The following is a 17,366-nucleotide window of genomic DNA, read 5'->3' on the forward strand; positions in this document are numbered from 1 at the left end:
ACAAGCTGGCTCAGGGGGAGGTTAATGGAAGTGCGAGAGGGCCGGGCTTGCCCGCCCGGCCCTCTCCGACCGGGGCTTGCCCGCCCCGGCCTTCACCCCGGACAGGCGCAGCGAACGCCTCCCGGGTTGGGACACCCCTGACTTGGAGGGATATCCGTGAACCAGTCTCTCAGCCTCATGCCCGCCACTGAAATCAAGGTGGACGACAAGGCCGCACTGCGCTTGTCGCCCGAGGGGATGCCCGCGCTGGCGCTGATCGTCGGCCCCCGGCTCGCCGTCTCCGGTCTGATCGGCCCGCGCTGCCGTGACTGCCGCGACTTCCAGACCGTGGTCACCAAGGCCGGCACCGTCTCCTGCCACTGCCTCACGCGGGGCGAGGTCGACCGGCCCCCGCTGCCGGTCCGCCCGGAGCCCCACGAGCGTGACGGCCGGCAGTCCGCGCCCGCCGAGCCCGCCCGCGGCCCGCACGCGCGCCACCTCGCCCTGCTGGCCGGGTGACCGCTGTGGCGTGCATCCAGGACCCCGCCGCCGCTGACGCCCTGCGCCGCGCCCAGGAAGCTGCCGAGGCCGCCCAACGTGCCCAGGCCCAGCGTGAGTCCGCCGGGTCTCAGAGCACCGGCCGCTGACCTGCACATCTGCCGCTCCGGGCGGTTGAGGGATACCCCGCTCGGAGCGCGCACCCCCTTCTCTTCTTCTCCTTTGTGGAGGCTGCTGTGCGTTCCACCTCGAAGGTCAGCGAGTTGCTGGCCGCTCTCCTGTTCGTCTCCCACGCCCCCGTCGCCGCGTTCGCGACGGACCCGGACGCTGCCCTGGCCCTGATCCACAAGACATCCGAAGCCCTCGGGCCGTTCGCGGCGAAGACCGCGCTGGCCGCCCTCGCCTACGAGTACGGCGCCCACCCGGAGACCGCCGTACCGCGGATGCAGGCATGCGTCGAAGCGGTCAAGGCCGTCCGCATCGAGCTGCCCGTGCCCGCGCCCCGTCAGGCGGTCGCCCGATGACCATCACCCGCGAACACAAAGTGGCATGGCTCGCCACGCTGCTGGCCGTGCTGGTCGCCGTGATCGCCCTGCACTCCGGCGCTGGACTCGGCGACATCATCGGCGCCGCCCTGATCACCTACACCGGGACCGTGGTCGGCATCGCCTGGAAGCTGCGGCTGCAGCTGCACCTGGGCAAGGTCATCACCGCCACCGGACGGGGCGCGATCATCACCGCCGTCGTCATCGTCTTGCTGCTGACCGGCGCGTGGCGCTCCATCGCAGGGGCGATGGGCTGATGAGCGTCCACCTCACCGTCGATCGCGACCTCGCCAAGAAGGTCACCGCGTTGGCCAAGGACGCCGCCGATGCCCGCGACCTGCTGCTCGTGCTCGGCCTGCTCGCCGAGGACCCCGAGCCCCAGTTGGACGTTGAGCCGGGCAGCACCTACGTTCCGCCCGCCCAGCGGTTGAAGGAGTGGACGCGGCAGGCGGGCGAGATGAGCGCCGCGGGCCGCAGCACCGCCGAGATCGCCGTCGCCCTCGCCATCGACGAGGACACCGCCGCCGAGCTGGTGGGCAACTGGTGGGCGGGGGTCGGCCGATGACTCCCCGCCGGATCGTCTGCGACCCCGAGAACATGGCCACCGGCGAGCAGCTGGGCCTGTTCGTCGCGGCCCCGGAGTCGGTCGCCGTGCCGGAGCCCGCCGTGATGGCGGGCCCGGCCCGGCCGGCGGCTCCGGTTGCCCCGCTGGTGATGAGCCCCAGCGAGGCCGCGTGGGTGATCGAGCACGTCATCGCCGACTACCACCTCGCCAACGAGCACACCTGGGGCGACCCGGACCAGAACTGGGAACCGCGCTGCCGCTGCCAGATGCCGTGCGCGCTGTGCCGCGACGGGCAGCACGCCCGCTGCCGTGAACTGCGCGAGGCCACCCGGGACGCCGAGCATGGACCGTTTGCCCCGGGGCCGGAGACGCACCTGCGCGCCCCGGCCCCGTACCGGCTGCAGCGCACCCGGCCGCTGTACGTCGCGGTGTGGCTCGCCGACCGCCAGTGCCGGGCGCTGTACGACTGCCCGCAGTGCGCCACCGAGGCCGCACAGCAGCCGGGCCGGACCACGGTGGTGTGCCTCAAGGGCCGCCGCGACGACCCGGCGATCGACGCCGTGGTCTACGTCGGCCGCCCGATGTACCAGGGCGGCTGGCGCCTGCACGGCCACCCGTTGGCCAACCCGTACCGGGTCGGTCGTCACGGCACGGCCGAGGAGTGCGTCGCCAAGTACCGGGTCTGGCTGGAGGAGCACCGGCAGCTGCTGGAGCGCGAGCTGCCCAAGCTCAAGGGCCAAGCGCTGGGCTGCTGGTGCGCCGAGGGCGAGCCGTGCCATGCCCGGGTGCTTGCCGAGTTGGCCGACTCCACGGGGGTGGCGTCGTGACGCTGACCGAGCAGATCGCGAGCTGGGCCGCAGCCTGCGGCCTGACGCACCAGCAGGGAACGGCCGGCACTGCGGTGTTCGGCCCCGAAGCCGTCCACCGCTACGCGCTCACCCGCACCTGGGACCCGGCCGGTTCGCACGCCGTGTTCGTGCTGCTTAACCCGTCGATGGCCACCGCGCACCAGGACGACCCGACCGTGCGCAGGCTGGCCGGGTTCGCCCGGCGAGAGGGCCATGGCGGGCTGGTGCTGGCGAACCTGTTCGCCGTGCGGTGCACCCACCCGACCGGGCTGCCCAGCTGCCCGGAGCCGGTCGGCGAGCACAACGACGCGCTGCTCGCGCTGCTCGCCGAGGCCGCTCGGGAGATCACCGTCGGGTGGGGCACGTGGGGATCGCTGCGGCGGGCCGACGAGGTGCTGGCCCTGCTGCGCGGGCACGGCGCCCGCTTGTACGCGCTCGGCGTGACCCAGGCCGGATACCCGCGCCACCCGCTCTACCTCGCCAAATCCGCGCCGCTGCTGCCCTACGAGCCGCAGGGGGTGAGGCAGTGAGCCGCTTAACGCGCAAGGTCGAGGAGGCGCTGCTGGGCGCCGCCCTGTTCAACCCGGCGGCGCTGCCGTCGATGCGTCGGTGGCTCCCGTCGGCGGTGTTCTCCCGAGCGGACCACCAAGCCCTGTGGCAGGTGCTGCACGCCATCGACTTCACCACGGTGCCCAGCTCCCAGATACCGGCCACGGTCAGCGCGGCCATTGCGGAGCAGATCGCGGAGCCTGGACTGCGCGCTTGCCTGAGTCCAGCCCGGCTCGCCCAGCTGGCCAACGCCTGCCCGACCCCGGGCAGTGCGCCGTTGTACGGCGGGATGGTGTTGGAGGCCGCGGTCCACCGCTCCGTCGAGCGGGCCGGGGAGGAGCTGCGGCAGACCGCCCGGGAGGCCGAGGTCGACCAGGCCGCGCAGGCGCTGGCCCGCGTTGAGGGCACCGGCCAGCGGCTGGCCGCTTTGGGCGCCGCCTGGCAGGCCGCCCCGGAGACCGTGCGCAACCTGCTGGACACCGCGCCCGAGCAGCCGGTCACCCTCGCCCCGCGCACCGAGCGGTCCCGGGTCGACCTGCGGGCCGAGGCGGAGACCGTCGCCTCCCTGCTCTACCAGCCCGCCCAACTCGACGAGGTCCGCTGGCTGCAACGCGGCGACTTCGCCGATCCCCAACTGGCTGCGGTGTACCAGGCGATGGCGACGCTGCACGAGCGGCACGCGCCCATCGACCCGCTGACCGTCGCCTGGCAGGCCCAGCGCCAGAGCGGCGCACAGCCCAGCGAGCAGGTCCTGGACGAACTCGACCGCGGCGGGACGCCGGGCACCGCCGTGCACACCGGCGAGCAAGTCCTGGCGACCGCCGCACTCGACCGGCTCGACGGAGCAGGCCACCAGCTGCGCAACCTCGCCCGCCATCCCGCGCTCGCCCCGGCCTCACTGGTCGGCCACTCCGACCACGCGCTGCAGCCCGTTGCCGCCGACCGCGAGCGCATCCGCCAGGCCGAGCGCGAACTGGCACCCGCCGACCAGGAGCCCGCCCCAGCCGAGCCAGCCACCCAACCCGCCACCGCCGCACCCGAGATGGAGATGGACCTGTGAACACCCCTGAGCGGTTCGACCCCGCCCTGTACCTCGCCGCCACCCAGCAGCAGGTCACCACGCCGACCGCCCCGGCCGTCGCGCCGCTGCCCGTGCCGCGCACCGGCTGGCGCTGGCTGTGGGACCACGCCGGGCGGATCGCCCCGGGCCTGCTCCCCACCATCGCCGCCGCCCTGGCGACCACCTGGCACCAGCAGCTGCCCGCCAACTCCACCGAACCGCTGTGGCTCATGGGCACGCTCACCACGCTGGCCGGAGGCGCCGGGATCATCGCCGCCGCCAAGCAGCACGGCGACAAGGCGGTGATGGGCACCGCGTTCGCCGCCGCTGGCACGTGCGCCACGGTCGGAGTGGCCGCGTGGACCCCGCACTGGCCCGTGGCCGTCTTGATGTGGCTGGCCAACGTCGCCGCCGCCTACGCGCTGTGCGCTCCGCACTGGCGGTCCGACCGGCGTGACCGCGCCCAGCACGAGCGCGCCGTCGAAATGGAGCACGTCCGCGGCTACCACCAATGGCGCGACACCGCGACCAGGGCCGCCGCCGCCGTCGAGACCGCCCACTCCCTGCGCGCTGCCGAGACCGAGCGGGTACGGGCCATCGTCGCCGCATCCGATGCGCGCACCCGTGACGCCCTGCTCGCCCGCGAGCAGCGCACCCTCGCCCCCGGCGAGGAGCTGAACGTCGCGGCCCTGCTGCAGGCCGCTGGCCACGACGCCCCGCGAGAGCTGACGGCCGCCGAGCGCGAGGAACAGTGGCGGTGAAACCGACTCAGCCCCAAGGACGGCTCGTGCGGCACTGGCAAGGGCACGTGGTCGAGGTCTCCGAGCGGGGACTGGCGATCGACGGCCGCACCGTCGACCCGGCCCCGCTCACCGAGCGGGACGCGGTCCGCCCGAGCGAAGACCCCCGCCAGCACCCCGCGCTGCAGTTCCTGCCCGGCGGCGCCGTGGTCTACCGCGGCCACGTCCAGGCCGAGGTACAGCCCGACCGCGTCACCGTGCACGGACCCGCCGGCCAGCTCTGGCCGCCCCAGCGGGAACAGGCCGCCGAAGTCGACTACGACGACGAGGAGTTCGAGCTGTGACCGAGCACGCCCAGAGCGACCCGGCCGACGAGGAACGGCAGCGCGCCACCGCCGCCGTACTGCCCGTCCTCGCCAGCCTCGACCAACAGGCCGCCGCGCTGCAGCAGGCCACTGACAGGGGTGAACAGATCAACCGCAGCGCCGTCGTGGCGTACGAGCTGCACGCGCAGCACGCCAAACACCTGCTCGGCGCCCATGCACTGAGCGCGAGCGACATCAAGGCCGCCGCCCACGAACACCGGGGCGCTGGCCCCCACGGATTCGCCGACCGCGCCCTGGACCACGCCACCCACCCCCGGCACTACGAGCCGACACCACCCCACCAGCCGCAATCAGACGTCGACCAGGACGCCGAGAAGGAACAGGAGATCGACCTGTGAACAACGACCCCCAGCGCACCGTCGACCCGTGGAACAGCGCCCCGCCCGCGCCCACCGAGCCGACGTTCGAACAGCAGATGACCGACTACGACCGCACCCTGGACGCGGCCGGTTACGGTAGCCAGCAGCGCGAGCAGTACATCGCGGACTCCGCCGAAGACCCCGAATACGCCGCGTGCCAGTGGGACGAGATGATCGTGACCGCCGCCGAGGCCGCCGGGGAAATCCCCGCCCGGCCAGTCGAGCCATCCAGCCCCGTCGAGCAGGCCCAGGACGCGGCCCGCCAGCACGCGATGACCGAATACTGGCACCAGCACCCCGTCGAGCAGGGCGGATGGGACCCGTTCAGCAACGACCCGGAGAAGGAACAGCACTTCACCGCGTTCGTCTCGGCGCGGAGCACGCAGATTCTGCAGGACATCGGCGTCGAGCTGGCCGACCGGATCGAGACCGCCGGCACCTGGGGCGAGAACACCGTCGCCGAGGTCTACCAGGCCACCACCGCACCCGAGATCGAGGCCGCAGGCGGCGACCTCGACATCGACATCTGAATCACTTCTGTGAAATCTGTGGCCCCGGGGGTATCCCGGGGCCACATGCATGTGAGTACGGTGCATCTATGCAGGTCAACGGGCTAAAACCGGCCAATCGGTATGACGAGCGCGGTCACGTACTGCTCATCGCCGGGGACGTGGCAGCCCGACGACGCACCGTGCAGATAGCCCCCAGCATGAATCTCGCAGCCCTGTCCATCGTCCCGGTACCAGTGCTGCTGAACAGCGACGTGCCCAGCGACACGACGTACCTCGACGGCATGCGCGACCAAAACGCCGTGCTGATGCGGCTGCGGACGGCCGCCGCGACCCCAGGCCCGCTGCTGGTCTACCTCTCCGGACGCCTCACGGTGGACAGCCGCAGCCATCAGCTCTACCTCGCGCTGGTCGGCACCAAGGCATCCACCGCCCGTTACACAGCGCTGCCATGGCAATGGCTCACAACAGAGTTGCGCTACCGCCCCGCAGGAACCACCACCGTGCTGGTCGACCTCGCCGCCGACAAAGCCGCCTGGCCCCAACTCCAGACCTACGGCACGCTGCCCGCCGGTCCGGCCGAGGTGTACGGCATCGTCGCTCCGCCCGGCTGGCCCGGCACCGACAGCGTCAGCGCCTACACCCGCAGCGTCATTGACGTCTTGCGCCAGTACCCGCAGCGCCTCGCCCACGCCCGAGTCCACGCGCTGGCTGTCGCCGCCGCCGACCTCCCGCCCGGCACCCTCGTCCTGCCCGCCGCCGCGCAGATCGCAACGTCCCGGCCGCATGACGAGCCAGCTCCCCGGCCAGTGAGCAACCTGCAGCGCCTACTCGCCGGAGACCTCGACGTTCTCCCCAACCGCCGTCGGCTCACCCAACGCGCCCTAAACCCCGACCAGTTGCCACCCTCCCCCGTCGAGCAGCCGGAAGAAACGTGGCGCCAGCCGCCGCCACCTCGTCAGCCGGCGCCTCCCGCGCCACAGCCGACCACGCCCCAGCCCACACGGGGCCCACACCCAGAAACCTCCCCCGCCCCGCCGCAGACCCCAGCGCCCCGTCAGCCCGCCTCGCCCGCACCGCAGCCACAGCAGCCGACGTACGCACCGCAGCCCGTCATCCCGCACCCGCAGGACCCAAGGCCGATCATCTGGCAGACGGCACAGGCGGGACGGCACAACGAAGCCGCCGAGATGGCCGCAGCCTGGGAACAGTACGCACTGCAGCAGTTCGGGGCCGACTCTCCCCAGGCCACCCAGTGGGCCGAGATTCGCGCCGATCTCGCCCGCATGGCCGGCCGGTGGGCCTACGCCACCCAGTTGTGGATCGCCGCCGCCCGCACCCGGCTCGCCCATCAGGCCCCAGACGTCCCCGAAGTCCTCAACGCGGCGACGTCCGCGCACTACTGCTGGACACAAGTCACCGACCCCACCGAGGCCCGCGCCTGCGGCCCCGAACTGGTCAACCTCTTACGACAGCTGCCCGCGCTCGATCCACGGCACCTATCGACCGCTCAGCGGCGGCTGCAGGACCTGCAGCACACGCCGACCAGACCGTGAGAGGGGGATCATGAACGACGAGACCGACCAGCAATGGGACGGCAGCTGGGAGGAGCTGACCGTACCCGTGCCGCTGGCCGCCTCCATGCTCGGCATCAGCCCGTGCGCTGTCGTCCGCCTCGCCACCGCCGGGCACCTTGAGGACGACGTCCACCGCAGCTACCGGTTCATCACGTTGACCAGCCTGTTCGCCTACCGCCGCGTGCACTGGTCAGCTGCACGCGCCGCCCGGTACACCGTGGCGCTCGACGACGCCACGGCCCTCGACCACGCCGCTGACCAACTCGCTGGATAGCCCCCGCTGGCCTGTGCCCCCCACCAGGCCGGTTCAATGCCGTCCGGAGAACGCTTCGGACATCCCGAAGAGCAGGGCAAGGAGGATCATCCCGAAAATCCAGGCCCTAAGAACGTAGCGAGTCATGCGCTGTGTGAAGCGGTGTAAGGGACTGTTCCTCTTTCTCTCCGCGTTGCGGATCCCCTTCTCCACGGCGCGTGCAAGCCGACGCTCGTACATTGGCCCCTCCCCGGACATCCAGCGCTGGACGTGCGTCAGCGTAGTGTCGGCCCTGCCGCTCGCCGCCCCAACTCCCCGCCCTGGAATGGGAATCCGTACGATCAGCCGCCATGAGCACCCCGCGCCGACCACTCGGCCACGGTCCCCAGGCCCCCACCGGCCCCCAGCACGCTGCCCGCCACCTGCCCACTGCCGAGGATGTTCCGTTGCCGCTGTACCGCCCCGGCGATCTGGAGCACCTCGCTCAGCTCCGTGAACGTGGCGTACTGGCCCCCACCCCACCAGCAGGCTGACCAGCACGACTTCCTAAAAATCGACCGCGAATGCGGCGCTCACCGGCCCAGCCGACGCCCGCGCCCGGCCGCAAGCGCCCGCCGCTGGACCGGTCGCGGCTGGTCGTCACGCTCGACGGTGACCTCGACCCGGTCGACGACATCGGCCAGGACCTCGATATAGATGCGGCATCCGGAGCCACGCCGGTTCGGCACCGGGGCGGACACGTCCCCGACCCTCGTCTCGGGCCACGCCTTCAGCGCCCGTACGACCGCGTCGGCCGTGCGCTGCACATCGTCAGGGTCCGAGCCCAGGAGACGGATCTGTGGCATCAGGCGCTCACCTTCTGCGAACGGGCCCGCGCCCACGGCGGTGCCGTCGCCAGGTCCCTCAGCACGTCGAGGGCGCACTGCACGTCGCCCAGGGCCCGGTGACCGCCTCCCAGGGGCAGGAAGTCGTAACAGTCCTCCCAGCTGGAGCGCTCTTCCATCACGCAGCCCCAGCCCTTGCGCTTGGCCAGGTGCTCGGCGGAGAGACCCACCCGCCGGGAGTCCTTGACGATGACCTCCCAGTCGTAGTCCGCGTTGTACGCGAGCGGTGTCCGCCCGGCCGTGACGCGCAGCAGGTCCGGGAGTACCTGGTCCCAGGTCGGCGCGTCCGCGACCATCTCGTCACTGATCCCGTGCACGTCGAAAGCCCCGTCGGTCACCGGGGACTGCGGGTTCACGAGCGTCTCCAACAGGACTTCCCCGGTCGCGCAATCGATCGCCGCGACCTCCATGACCCTGCCCCACAGGGCGTGCGTCTCCGTATCGATCAAGACCCCGCCGCCGGGCTGCAGCATCCGCCGGGCCCAGTGCACCGTCTCGCCCACCGAGTCGAGCAGCCGCACCGTACCGGCGTACGGCGCCAGGCCCGGGTCGGCAGCGACCAACGCCGTCACGTCCTCGACCGCTGGCGTGCCGTCCTCGCGCGGCACCCAGTTGATGAACCACCGGTTCGACAGGTTGGCGTACCGGCTCCAGACCACCAGGCCGTGGTCGGCGCGCAGCCTCTCGACGAACGCGTGGACCGCCTCAGCACGCTTGGGAGCCTGCGACACGAACTTCCGCAGCGGAGAGGGCTGACGAGGCTTGAGCGTGCGGACCGTGTCCCAGTCGACGTCCTCGATCCGCAGCACCGCGTCCAGGTCACCCGCCCGGTACAGCGGCACGTCGACCGTCTTGTGGTAGCCGCGGCGCTCGCCGGACCACACCGTGCGCTTGATCTGGGAGACGGGGGAGATCCAGCCAGCCGCGACGACGTAGTCGAACTCCCGGCGCCTGACGCCCATGTGGTCGGCCGCTTCGTCCGGGCCCAGCATCCGCGCGGCAGCCACGTCCGGTTCCTTGACCCCGGCCAACCGCTCGATGCCGTCCAGCGGCCACCGCCCGAACTGGCCCGGCTTCAGGCCCGCCGCGCGGGCCGCGTTCTCGAACTCCAACTCACTCATGCCGCAGCGGCCGGCCGCCGCCTCCCGAGTGGCGCTCGACTGATACCAGGCCAGCCGCTGCTCGACGATCTCGCGCAGCGCTTCGGCGACCTCCGCCGAGGGCTCAGCGGCCACCCGAGGGTCGTACAGCGTGTAGTCCTTCCACTCCCCCGTCTCCTCGATGAGGCCGCGCGCGGCGAGCTGCTCGACATCCGCCGACCACAGCTCCAGCCCGGTGGCCTCCCGCAGGAGCTCGGCAGTGCGCTTGGCCCCGTAGCCTTGCCGGTCGCCGAGGACCTCGACGATCTGCCCCCGCCGCGCGGCGATGTCGTTGGCCTGCTCATCCGACCATCGCCCCGACGGCAGCCCCGGCTTCGGGACCAGGCCCTTCACCATCCCCCGATCGACCTGCCAGCGCGCCAGGCCCGCGTAGTCGGCCAGCTGCACCGGGCCGAACCCCTTCTGCTTCCCCACAGCCCGCCCATCTCCTTTCCGAACCGAATTCCTGTACCGCAATTGAATACCACAGCACGGGGCAGAATAAACGACATCACCCGGTTTCCACATGTGAATGAAGAAAACCGGGAAGGCCGCTATTTCCGCGCGCGCGAAGCCGGATGAAAGTAAACGACGTCGTTAAATTTCACCTCCGGCGTCACGCCGCGGGTGCCTCCTCCTGGGGGATGGGCCAATGGTCCTCGACGGCCTCCCGGGCGATCCGGCTCGACGGATACAGCAGCTCAGCGAGCCGTTCGCGCTCGGCGCGCGCCGCTTCGCTCAGGTCCCGCTGCGGGCCGATCAGGTTCTTCTCCTCCAGTTCCTTCAGGACCGGCTCAGAGATGCGCCAGGCTGCGGTGCGCAGCTTCAGCACCAGGTCCTCGTCGAGGGTGAACGCCCTTTCCGCAGTACCGTGTTTGCACCCGGAGAGGCAGGCCGGCCACCGCCCCGACAGCGACAGCCGGGTCAGTTCGGACCGGCTCAGCGGCAGCCACGGACCGGCCGTGTCCGGCAGCTGCAGCCGCGCCTCCAGTGCCTGCCCCATCAGCACGTCCAGAGCAGGCCACCGGGTGGGCCGCACCTGTGCCGCCTCTATCCGGGCCTGCCGGCGCAGCCGTGCAATGGCCCGCTCCCGGGCCACCGAGCCGACCGGTTCCGCCAAGCTTTCCGACCTGTGTTCCACCAATTCCCTGACGAACAGTGTCTCGGCTTCCCGATGCCGCTTTATCAGCAACCGCAGACGGCCCGCCTGCTGCACCGAGAGCTGCAAGGTGATGCGCTTCTTCGCCATGAAGCAAGTAAACGACGTCGTTAACTTCGGTCGCAAGGCGCCCCGCGAGCTAATAACAAGCCCTGCGGCCGGCGTCCGTCGGAAAGACCAGGTCGAGGCAGCAACAAGGACAAGGAGGGACTCAGACGGGTTCGGCCGCCTCGACGGTGACCGGCGGGGTCTCGGTGATGACCGCGCGGCGCAGCTGCTCCAGCTTCGGCGGCAGCAGGCCGGCGAGCCCGTACCGGCCGCGGCCCCGGCGGTAGCTGGTGATCAGCCCGTTCTCCTCCAACGGCATCCCCGGGGGCCGGTGCAGCGTGGCGCCCTCTTTCTCCGGGTTGCCGTCGTGGTTGTGCCACAGGGAGACCCACAACCGGCTGGTGCCGTGGGCACGTTGGGCCAGCTGAGCGCGCAGCGGCAGCCACCGCTCCAGCGCGGCCCGGCTCAGCGTCGACAGTTCGACCCAGTCGCCCTCGCCGTCCGGGTGGCCGCCGCCGCGCTGGGGGCGCCGCTCGACGTACACCGCGGCGTTGCCGTCGGCGAGGTGAGCCAGGCGCTGCTCGACCAGTTCGCCGGAGCGCGGGGCGGCGTCGAGGACCAGGGCGAGCACGGCCGTCAGCCGGATCTGCCCCGGGGACATGTGGCCGCCGAGGTCCTGGTCGAGCTGGCGGCGCAGGGCCGCGAGGTCGCCGAACCGCGGGGTGGGCTGCAGCGCCAGCGCGCCGCCGCCGAGCTGCAACACGGGCAGGCCGAGCGCGTCGCGCAGCACATCCACGCACTGCCGGCGGATCTCGTTGGTCGCCTCCGAGGTCCGCGGACGCTCCCCCTTCACCAGCCGGGTCCGCAGGGCACCGGACTCGGCGAGCCGCACGTACGGGGCGAGGGACTCTTCATCGAGGAGCCGCCGCAGGCTGCCCCGCGCGGCGACGGGCAGGGCACCTTGGTGCAGCGCCCGCCGCAACTCGCCGCGGACCATGCCCAGCTGGCGCCGCCGGGCCTCGCCGACGTCCAGGTCGTCGAGGAGCCTGTCCAGCGCGGTGATCGAGGAGAACTGCGGCGACGACACGCGTCGATGCTATCGACGGTTGACCGCGCCAGCCCCGGATGTCGGTGCGGTCAGCGAGACTGGACCAGCCCGGCGGCGCAAGAGTCATGCCGATGCTGCCGCCGCCGGGCACCCGTACACAGAGGAGGGGGAAACTCCCGTGGGCAGGTTCAAGGCCAACAAGCCGCGCCGCGAGCGCGGACGGTTGCACATCGACAATCAGCCCGTGGACGAAGCGGCCATCTTCGCGGAGGCGAACCGGATGGCCGAGCACGTCGACGACCACGGGCGCATCATGTTCTGGGACGACCCCGCGCTCCAACTGGGGGAGCTGGCCACCGGAGTGGACGTCACCACAGGCGCGATCACCACGGCGCCGGGCGAGAGCGGGCAGATGCCCGCCGCCCTCTTCGAGCCCGAGCGCGCCATGATGACGCGGCTACCAGGCCAGCCGCCGAAGGAAGGACAAGTCGAAGGCACCATCGCCCTGGGCTTTCGCCGCTTCCCCCGCGGATTCGCCGACATCCGTACAGCGCCCGGCTGGGAACTGCACCGTCTGCCCGACGACCAGCTCGAACTCCGCCCGCCCCACGGCGGGGTGTACTCCCGCATCCGCGTCCCGCTCGACCCCGCATGGGTCTCCGCCGCCCTCCACCACGGACACGTGCTGTGCCTGTACGGCCCGCAACTGGGCGTCCGCACCCCGCCCGGGACACCCGCAGCCAAGTACACGCCGCAGGCCCGGCTGGAAGAGTTCCGCCAGGGACGCGAACGCGGCTGGGTGGCCGGCGGCCTGGTGACGTACTTCAACAACCGCTGACAGCAGCTCACCGTCGAGGCCCGCACCACGGTGCGGGCCTCCCGCACGCCCAGGCCCGGCCATCAACGGCCACCCGATGTCGGACCCCGCCGCTACGGTGACCGGATCGCAGCGACAAACGAGGAAGGGGAGGCCATGGACCTGTTCCGCCGGAAGCTGAGGAAGGCCGGTCTGGACGCCGACCGGGCGCGTAAGGCCCTCATCGCGGCCAACGCGGTCATCCAGTCACACACCCCCACCGACGGCTCGTCCCACGAGGCCGAGTTCACGATGGCCGACGTCCGGAAGACCGCGAGAAAGATGTTCGGCATCCGCCTGTCGACGGCGGAATGCATCGCGGCGACCAAGACCCGACTGGAGGCCATGGGCGCCGTCCAGGACGAGGCGGCCGGGCCCGAGGAGCCCTGACCCGGCCGCAGACCCGGGTGAGACTTCCGCAGTTTCAGCCTCCCGACGTAGTCCTCTGCCCGCTCCGGGGCCGGGAGTTCCTGCGAGTAGCCCGCTCTCCGGGGGGCGTTCGACGGATCGCGGCGACGATCTGCGCGAGGGCGGACAGCACCTCCGCCGCCTTGTCGCGCGGCGCGCGCAGCAAAGCGACGACACCGAGGATCAGCACGGCGGTGCATAACGCCGTCACCGCCCAAGCTCCCTCGGCCATGACGCCCGGCAGCGCACCGGCGTTCACCAGTCCCTCCCCGCGGTGACGGCAGCCGCCACAGTGCGGGCGGTGCAGCGTTCGCCGAGCCGCTTGAGCTTGCGCCGGACCCGCTCTCCGTAGGCCGCGGGCAGGCCGGTGTCGAGGGCGGCACCCTCCCAGCTGGTGCCGCCGTCGGCCCACACCAGGGCCACGGCCTCCTCGGCGGGCGCCAGGCCGCGAAAGACCCGATCTAGCCGCGGGTCGCAGAACCGCGGGCGGTCCAGGTGCGGGCGGAGCTGGTTCAGGTGCGATGGCATCGACATGACGGGTCCTTGTGGGTTGCGGGAATCCTTGCGGTCCTAGGCGCGATTCGCGGGCCCGATCCGGCAAAGAATCTCGGGACAGAGCGTGTGATGTGCGCCACTGCGCCCCGGCCGGGGTGTCCGGCCCCGCGTGCCCCGCCACCTCGTAAGTCCCGGATAACCTCACATATGCGGGACAAAGACGCTACAAATAGCAGTACGAACAAAGGGGCGTGACGGGCCATCATGGAGCAGACCGAGACGAGCACGGACGTTCGCCACGTCGTGACCCCCTCGCTGGTGCTGCCGGCGTCGGCCGGTCCGGCGGGCACCACCGCGGCGACCACCGCCGCGGCGTTCACCCCTGACGTGCTCGCCAAGCTCCAGGAGCTGGAGGAGCGCAGCGCGCAGCACGAAAAGAACCTCCGCCCGGACAACACCACCGACTCCTACGCCGCCGACTGGAGGCAGTGGGAGCAGTTCTGTGCGCTGCTCGAACTGCCCGTCACCGCCATCACGCCCGGCTCGCTGACCGCGTTCGTCGAGTGGCTGTGGTGGCAGCCCGGTTGGAAGAAGGGCACCTACACCGCGCCCTCGACCATCGACCGCCGCCTGTCCGGCGTGGTCGTCACCGGCCGCACCGACCACCGCCTGGTCCTCGACAAGACCGTGGCCGCCCGCGCCCGCCGCGTGCTCAAGGCCAAGGTGAAGGAGATGGAGAAGACCAAGGAGACCCGGGGCCGGGGACCGGCGCCCGCCCTGCTCGCCGAGCACCTGCGCGCCACCGTGGTCGCAGCACCCGACACCCGGCTGGGCATCCGCGACCGCTCCATCGGGCTGACCTGCTTCGCCATCGCCGGACGCGAGCATGAGGTCGCCTTCCTGCGGGTGCGCGACTTCGTCGAGACCGAGCACGGCATGGAGGTCGACGTCCGGGTGTCGAAGATCAAGCCCCGCAGGGTGAAGGTGCCCTTCGGCTCCCGGCCGAGCAGCTGCCCGGTGCGCGCGTGGCGGGTCTGGAAGGCGGAGGCCAACCTGACCGACCCGGACGACTTCGCGTACAAGCCGCTGCACCCCCGCTGGCACACCGTCATGGACGGCGGACTCGACCCCGAGACCATCGGCGACGTCATCACCCGGCTGGGCAAGTGGGCCGAGCTGTCCTTCCGGCCCACCGGGCACTCCCCCCGGCGCGGACTGGCCACCAGCTCCAAGCGCGCCGGCAACGACCGCAAGGTCATCGCCAAGCAGGGCGGATGGGTCGAGAACTCCGCAGCCATGGAGGGGTATTTCGAGGAGGGCGACGGCTGGGAGGAGAACGCCCTGGTGAAGGTGCTGTAAGACGCCCCTGCGATTCCCAGGCGCCCCTGACCTGCGCGACCCCGGAGGCCTTCCGGGACGTCGAGGTCAGGGGCGCCTTCGGTTTGAAGGTGTCGTCTGCTTGGGCGGTTAGCCCTCGCGTTCGTAGCGGACGATGGCGTCGGCCACGTCCTGCTCCAGGTAGTTGACCCACTCCGGGCCGAAGAACGCCATCGGGTGCTGCTTGGAGTAGTGGACCGGCCCGACCGGGTCAGCGGCCATCGTCGTCAGGTACTGGCCCTTGTCGGTCCTGGGCTGGTCCAGGGTCACCGCGGCGAAGTGCACCGTCTTCCTGTCCCGGTCCGCAACGAGCAGCATGACCCGGGGATTGATGACCGACCCGCCTTCCAGGTCCCTGATGCGCCAGCACCACCACGACCCGGCCGGCTGGTAGGTGGTGCGGTTCTGCGGCCCGCGAACCGAGCGGTAGAAGTGCAAGGTCTCCCGGCAGTACGGCGCGAGCCGGGCGAGCGCTTCCGCCCCCAGCTTCCGCACCCGCTGCTGCGCCTCTGCCTCCCACTTCTCCTTGAGCCGCGCCTGTTCTTCCTGGCGGTCCCGTTCCTGTCTCGCCTTGCCGATCGCGTCGTCCAGCGCCATAGGACGACGGTAGCCAGGGGCACCGACACCCAGCCCCGATCCGGCCAACTCCCCTTCCAGCCCGGCGACGACGCGCCACCGCTGCCCGCGTGCCAGCGCTGGCCGGCTGCTGGTGGCGTTGTCCTGAGCCGGACCGGTTCCGGTCACCTGCACGGGTGGATCCGGCCGACCTCAACGCGTTTGTCAGCTTCAGACTGACAAAGTGAGTTTGTCAGCTCTAAGCTGACAACATGACCGACGAGACAACCCCGCCGCCGGCGGGACGGCACGACCCCCCGCACCCGTACACCGAGACCGGGCTCGCCCGCCTGATGCTCTCCCACGCTTACCAAGAGACCGCCGGGTCCGCGCTCGGCGGCATCTCGCCCGGCGCCGACTCCTACGCGCAGCCCGGCGAGTTTGTCGAGAACGCCCGGCGCCTGGCCCGCTACGCCGAGGACGTCCTGCGCTGGGCCGTCGTCTACGAGCGCGAGCGCGGCACGTCCTGGGACGACATCGGCGAGGCACTGGGGTCCATCACCCGCCAGTCCGCCCACAAGCGGTTCGCCGACCAGGTCGAGCAGTGGCGCGCGCCGCTCGACGAGCCCGAGACCGTCCGCCTGAACGGCACCGCCGAGGACCCCCGCATCCCCTACCCGGCCAGCGACCCCGAGGCCGCCGCCGGGCACCTCGATAGCTGGCTGCGCGACCACACCGCCCCGTACGACGCGTGGGCCCGCCGCGACCAGCCGGTCAGCGCCCACCTGGAGCGGCACACCACCACCTCCGCACTGATCATCACCGGCAAGTACACCGCCCGGCTGCTCAAGGACCAGATGGTCCCCGACCCGCACAAGCAGGCCGACGCCGCCGACTTCCACGCCGACCTGCTGGAGCGGCTCGCCCGCGAGGGCGACGCCCCGCCCGAGGTCACGGAGTGGATCGCCAAGGACCGGGCCCGCGCCCAGGCCCTGCGCGCTACCCCCGGCCACGGCGTCCCCTGGGACGCCATGACCAGCCCGAACGACGACACCGACAAGGAGACTTCCTCGTGACCTACCTCGACGACCTCGCCGCAGCCAAGCGCGCCCGCCGCGCGTGGGGTTGCCCGTGCGGCGCGGACAACCCTCCGCACTACGACGCCTGCCACGACTGCCAGCGCCCGTCCTGGACGTGCGCCAGCTGCGGCACCGTCAACTCCGACGCGTGGAGCCAGTGCCAGGAGTGCGACAACACCATCCCCGGCGAGGTCCTCGGCGACCGCGACGAGGGCTTCGAGATGACGTACGAGGAGTTCGTCGCCCTCCAGGTGGGCCCCCGCCGGGTCGGGGGCAGGTACGACCACGGGTACGCCGACAGCGAGTACGAGGTCCTCGCTATCGACCGCGGCCCCCGCGAGCAGTGGCCGACGTGGCAGATCACCGTGCGCGGCAAGGACGGCCAGGTTCGCGAGCACTGCACCGGCTGGGACCCACGCAAGGACCGCATCGTCGACCAGGCCCCCGCCG

At 71.6% G+C, this 17,366-nt stretch carries 24 protein-coding genes and 1 pseudogene; 18 read left to right on the forward strand and 7 right to left on the reverse strand.

The genetic code is table 11. The features are described 5' to 3' along the window. Nucleotides 1-177: 177 nt before the first annotated feature. The 13 genes from NON19_RS28315 (at nt 178) to NON19_RS28375 (ending at nt 7,889) form a co-directional block, all read left to right on the forward strand. On the forward strand, nt 178-498 hold the full coding sequence (locus tag NON19_RS28315) for a hypothetical protein (protein ID WP_255931968.1): 321 nt from the start codon (nt 178-180) through the stop codon (nt 496-498). 215 nt (nt 499-713) lie between these two features. Beyond that, complete coding sequence (locus NON19_RS28320) at nt 714-1,001, forward strand: hypothetical protein (RefSeq protein WP_255931969.1); 288 nt, start codon at nt 714-716, stop codon at nt 999-1,001. Further along, a complete protein-coding gene (locus NON19_RS28325) occupies nt 998-1,279 on the forward strand; it encodes a hypothetical protein (RefSeq protein ID WP_255931970.1) in 282 nt (93 codons plus the stop codon). Before NON19_RS28320 ends, NON19_RS28325 begins: the two co-directional genes overlap by 4 nt. Next, nucleotides 1,279-1,587, forward strand: a complete 309-nt coding sequence (locus NON19_RS28330) for a hypothetical protein (RefSeq protein WP_255931971.1) — start codon at nt 1,279-1,281, stop codon at nt 1,585-1,587. Before NON19_RS28325 ends, NON19_RS28330 begins: the two co-directional genes overlap by 1 nt. Beyond that, nucleotides 1,584-2,414 (forward strand): DUF4326 domain-containing protein, encoded by an 831-nt coding sequence (locus NON19_RS33535; RefSeq protein WP_308213752.1) that lies wholly within the window; start codon nt 1,584-1,586, stop codon nt 2,412-2,414. Before NON19_RS28330 ends, NON19_RS33535 begins: the two co-directional genes overlap by 4 nt. Then, complete coding sequence (locus tag NON19_RS28340; RefSeq protein ID WP_255931972.1) at nt 2,411-2,965, forward strand: DUF1643 domain-containing protein; 555 nt, start codon at nt 2,411-2,413, stop codon at nt 2,963-2,965. The genes NON19_RS33535 and NON19_RS28340 overlap by 4 nt, the downstream gene beginning before the upstream one ends. Continuing rightward, nucleotides 2,962-4,044: a DnaB-like helicase N-terminal domain-containing protein gene (locus NON19_RS28345; protein WP_255931973.1), complete on the forward strand. Its 1,083-nt coding sequence runs from the start codon at nt 2,962-2,964 to the stop codon at nt 4,042-4,044. Before NON19_RS28340 ends, NON19_RS28345 begins: the two co-directional genes overlap by 4 nt. Further along, on the forward strand, nt 4,041-4,805 hold the full coding sequence (locus NON19_RS28350; protein WP_255931974.1) for a hypothetical protein: 765 nt from the start codon (nt 4,041-4,043) through the stop codon (nt 4,803-4,805). Before NON19_RS28345 ends, NON19_RS28350 begins: the two co-directional genes overlap by 4 nt. Before the next feature lie 26 nt (nt 4,806-4,831). Further along, complete coding sequence (locus tag NON19_RS28355; RefSeq protein ID WP_255931975.1) at nt 4,832-5,128, forward strand: hypothetical protein; 297 nt, start codon at nt 4,832-4,834, stop codon at nt 5,126-5,128. Continuing rightward, a complete protein-coding gene (locus NON19_RS28360; protein WP_255931976.1) occupies nt 5,125-5,508 on the forward strand; it encodes a hypothetical protein in 384 nt (127 codons plus the stop codon). The genes NON19_RS28355 and NON19_RS28360 overlap by 4 nt, the downstream gene beginning before the upstream one ends. Further along, entirely contained in the window at nt 5,505-6,059 is a 555-nt protein-coding gene (locus NON19_RS28365) for a hypothetical protein (protein ID WP_255931977.1), read from the forward strand. Before NON19_RS28360 ends, NON19_RS28365 begins: the two co-directional genes overlap by 4 nt. Nucleotides 6,060-6,238: 179 nt before the next feature. Then, complete coding sequence (locus tag NON19_RS28370; protein ID WP_255931991.1) at nt 6,239-7,594, forward strand: hypothetical protein; 1,356 nt, start codon at nt 6,239-6,241, stop codon at nt 7,592-7,594. Between the two features lie 10 nt (nt 7,595-7,604). Continuing rightward, a complete protein-coding gene (locus NON19_RS28375; RefSeq protein WP_255931978.1) occupies nt 7,605-7,889 on the forward strand; it encodes a hypothetical protein in 285 nt (94 codons plus the stop codon). Between the two features lie 320 nt (nt 7,890-8,209). Here NON19_RS28375 and NON19_RS28380 read toward each other — a convergent pair whose 3' ends face one another. The 5 genes from NON19_RS28380 to NON19_RS28400 all read right to left on the reverse strand — a co-directional run bounded on the left by NON19_RS28380 (nt 8,210) and on the right by NON19_RS28400 (nt 12,185). After that, entirely contained in the window at nt 8,210-8,347 is a 138-nt protein-coding gene (locus NON19_RS28380) for a hypothetical protein (protein ID WP_255931979.1), read from the reverse strand. A 93-nt stretch (nt 8,348-8,440) separates the two neighbouring features. After that, on the reverse strand, nt 8,441-8,713 hold the full coding sequence (locus tag NON19_RS28385; RefSeq protein WP_255931980.1) for a hypothetical protein: 273 nt from the start codon (nt 8,711-8,713) through the stop codon (nt 8,441-8,443). Next, complete coding sequence (locus NON19_RS33540; protein WP_308213753.1) at nt 8,713-10,326, reverse strand: 3'-5' exonuclease; 1,614 nt, start codon at nt 10,324-10,326, stop codon at nt 8,713-8,715. Before NON19_RS33540 ends, NON19_RS28385 begins: the two co-directional genes overlap by 1 nt. A gap of 181 nt (nt 10,327-10,507) precedes the next feature. After that, entirely contained in the window at nt 10,508-11,140 is a 633-nt protein-coding gene (locus tag NON19_RS28395) for a hypothetical protein (protein WP_255931981.1), read from the reverse strand. Nucleotides 11,141-11,261: 121 nt separating this feature from the next. Further along, a complete protein-coding gene (locus NON19_RS28400; RefSeq protein ID WP_255931982.1) occupies nt 11,262-12,185 on the reverse strand; it encodes a hypothetical protein in 924 nt (307 codons plus the stop codon). Nucleotides 12,186-12,324: 139 nt separating this feature from the next. On the opposite strand from NON19_RS28400, the gene NON19_RS28405 reads away from it, so the two are divergent. Together NON19_RS28405 and NON19_RS28410 are read left to right on the forward strand one after the other, a co-directional pair. After that, on the forward strand, nt 12,325-12,984 hold the full coding sequence (locus NON19_RS28405; RefSeq protein WP_255931983.1) for a hypothetical protein: 660 nt from the start codon (nt 12,325-12,327) through the stop codon (nt 12,982-12,984). 135 nt (nt 12,985-13,119) lie between these two features. Beyond that, nucleotides 13,120-13,392 carry a hypothetical protein gene (locus NON19_RS28410; protein ID WP_255931984.1) on the forward strand — a complete coding sequence of 91 codons (273 nt, stop codon included), beginning with the start codon at nt 13,120-13,122 and terminating at the stop codon, nt 13,390-13,392. A 273-nt stretch (nt 13,393-13,665) separates the two neighbouring features. Here the strand turns inward: NON19_RS28410 and NON19_RS28415 are convergent, their stop codons facing one another. Then, nucleotides 13,666-13,944 (reverse strand): hypothetical protein, encoded by a 279-nt coding sequence (locus NON19_RS28415; RefSeq protein WP_255931985.1) that lies wholly within the window; start codon nt 13,942-13,944, stop codon nt 13,666-13,668. Nucleotides 13,945-14,169: 225 nt separating this feature from the next. Here NON19_RS28415 and NON19_RS28420 point away from each other — a divergent pair, with 225 nt between their 5' ends. After that, nucleotides 14,170-15,264, forward strand: coding sequence for a site-specific integrase (locus NON19_RS28420; RefSeq protein WP_255931986.1), 1,095 nt, complete (start codon nt 14,170-14,172; stop codon nt 15,262-15,264). A 108-nt stretch (nt 15,265-15,372) separates the two neighbouring features. Here NON19_RS28420 and NON19_RS28425 read toward each other — a convergent pair whose 3' ends face one another. After that, on the reverse strand, nt 15,373-15,879 hold the full coding sequence (locus NON19_RS28425; protein ID WP_255931987.1) for a hypothetical protein: 507 nt from the start codon (nt 15,877-15,879) through the stop codon (nt 15,373-15,375). A gap of 230 nt (nt 15,880-16,109) precedes the next feature. Between NON19_RS28425 and NON19_RS28430 the strand changes: the two genes are divergently transcribed. After that, complete coding sequence (locus NON19_RS28430; protein ID WP_255931988.1) at nt 16,110-16,913, forward strand: hypothetical protein; 804 nt, start codon at nt 16,110-16,112, stop codon at nt 16,911-16,913. After that, a pseudogene (locus tag NON19_RS28435) lies at nt 16,910-17,366 on the forward strand (zinc ribbon domain-containing protein); the annotation flags it as partial. The gene NON19_RS28430 and the pseudogene NON19_RS28435, both read left to right, overlap by 4 nt.

Origin of the sequence: Streptantibioticus rubrisoli (genome assembly GCF_024436055.1) — a bacterium.
GTDB classification, from domain to species: domain Bacteria; phylum Actinomycetota; class Actinomycetes; order Streptomycetales; family Streptomycetaceae; genus Streptantibioticus_A; species Streptantibioticus_A rubrisoli.

Coding starts and splice junctions, on each gene's coding strand:
- NON19_RS28430 (WP_255931988.1), top strand. CDS start 16,110: ATGACCGACGAGACAACCCCGCCGCCGGCGGGACGGCACGACCCCCCG.
- NON19_RS28415 (WP_255931985.1), bottom strand. CDS start 13,944: ATGTCGATGCCATCGCACCTGAACCAGCTCCGCCCGCACCTGGACCGC.
- NON19_RS28420 (WP_255931986.1), top strand. CDS start 14,170: ATGGAGCAGACCGAGACGAGCACGGACGTTCGCCACGTCGTGACCCCC.
- NON19_RS28370 (WP_255931991.1), top strand. CDS start 6,239: ATGAATCTCGCAGCCCTGTCCATCGTCCCGGTACCAGTGCTGCTGAAC.
- NON19_RS28395 (WP_255931981.1), bottom strand. CDS start 11,140: ATGGCGAAGAAGCGCATCACCTTGCAGCTCTCGGTGCAGCAGGCGGGC.
- NON19_RS28385 (WP_255931980.1), bottom strand. CDS start 8,713: ATGCCACAGATCCGTCTCCTGGGCTCGGACCCTGACGATGTGCAGCGC.
- NON19_RS28315 (WP_255931968.1), top strand. CDS start 178: ATGCCCGCCACTGAAATCAAGGTGGACGACAAGGCCGCACTGCGCTTG.
- NON19_RS33535 (WP_308213752.1), top strand. CDS start 1,584: ATGACTCCCCGCCGGATCGTCTGCGACCCCGAGAACATGGCCACCGGC.
- NON19_RS28410 (WP_255931984.1), top strand. CDS start 13,120: ATGGACCTGTTCCGCCGGAAGCTGAGGAAGGCCGGTCTGGACGCCGAC.
- NON19_RS28330 (WP_255931971.1), top strand. CDS start 1,279: ATGAGCGTCCACCTCACCGTCGATCGCGACCTCGCCAAGAAGGTCACC.
- NON19_RS28325 (WP_255931970.1), top strand. CDS start 998: ATGACCATCACCCGCGAACACAAAGTGGCATGGCTCGCCACGCTGCTG.
- NON19_RS28425 (WP_255931987.1), bottom strand. CDS start 15,879: ATGGCGCTGGACGACGCGATCGGCAAGGCGAGACAGGAACGGGACCGC.
- NON19_RS28375 (WP_255931978.1), top strand. CDS start 7,605: ATGAACGACGAGACCGACCAGCAATGGGACGGCAGCTGGGAGGAGCTG.